Source organism: Microvirga sp. P4_G7 (genome assembly GCF_056401005.1).
This window is the reverse complement of record NZ_JBFUKD010001005.1, coordinates 1-980: the sequence shown is the minus strand read 5'-3', so window position 1 is coordinate 980 and position 980 is coordinate 1. Positions and strand designations below refer to the sequence as shown.

Annotated in this window: 1 protein-coding gene and 1 pseudogene; both read left to right on the top strand. The window is 60.0% G+C overall.

What is annotated here, in order from left to right:
* A pseudogene (locus tag AC1DT3_RS22580) lies at positions 1 to 269 on the top strand (transporter substrate-binding domain-containing protein); the annotation flags it as partial.
* Positions 270 to 328: 59 nt separating this feature from the next.
* On the top strand, positions 329 to 980 hold a 652-nt coding region (locus AC1DT3_RS22575), incomplete at its 3' end, for an NAD(P)-dependent oxidoreductase (RefSeq protein WP_477467404.1).

Genomic DNA, 980 nt, shown 5'->3' with positions numbered 1-980 from the left:
ACCTTGACGTTCTCACCGATCGGCTCGACCTCGTCTTCGGCGACAAACCCACGTTGCAGAAATTTCTCGAAACCCGTGAAGGCGCTTGCTGCCGCTTGATCGCAGATGTCCCGCAGGTTCCGCCATTCCGGTTTCAGACGTATGGGATCGGTTTACGCAAGGAAGATATGAAGCTGAAGGACCAGTTCGACAGCGCGATCCGGTATGTCATTGCGGATGGTACGTACGACCGCATTCGCGCCAAGTATTTTCCGTTCGACATCAAATAGATCTTTCGACGATCTGTCTTTCCCCGCATAAATTTCATTGAACGAAACGGAGTCGCACGATGGCGAAGGTGGCATTCCTCGGCTTGGGCGTCATGGGCTATCCCATGGCAAAGCATCTGCAGACGAAGGGGCATGAACTCACCGTCTACAACCGGACTTTCGCCAAAGCCGAAAAGTGGGTCTCGGAGAACGGCGGCAAGCCCGCGAAGACTCCGAGCCTCGCGGCGGAAGGCCAGGATTTCGTCTTCAGCTGCGTCGGCAACGACGATGATCTGCGCGAGGTCACGATGGGTCGGGACGGCGCGTTCCATGCGTTGCGGCCAGGCGCGATCTTCGTCGACAACACCACTGCGTCGGCCGAGATGGCCAAGGAGCTCCACGCCTCTGCGGCGGATAAGGGTGCGGCTTTCATCGACGCGCCCGTGTCCGGCGGACAAGCCGGTGCGGAGAACGGCGTGCTGACGGTGATGTGCGGCGGCGATGCCGACGCTTACGCCAAGGCCGAACCGGTGATCATGAGCTTTGCCCGCGCGTGCCGCTTGATGGGACCCGCCGGGTCCGGCCAGCTGACGAAGATGGTCAACCAGATCTGCATCGCGGGTCTTGTCCAAGGGCTCGCGGAGGGCATTCATTTCGGCAAGAAGGCAGGGCTCGATATCGAAGCGGTTCTCGACGTGATTTCGAAAGGCGCCGCCGGATCCTGGCAGATGG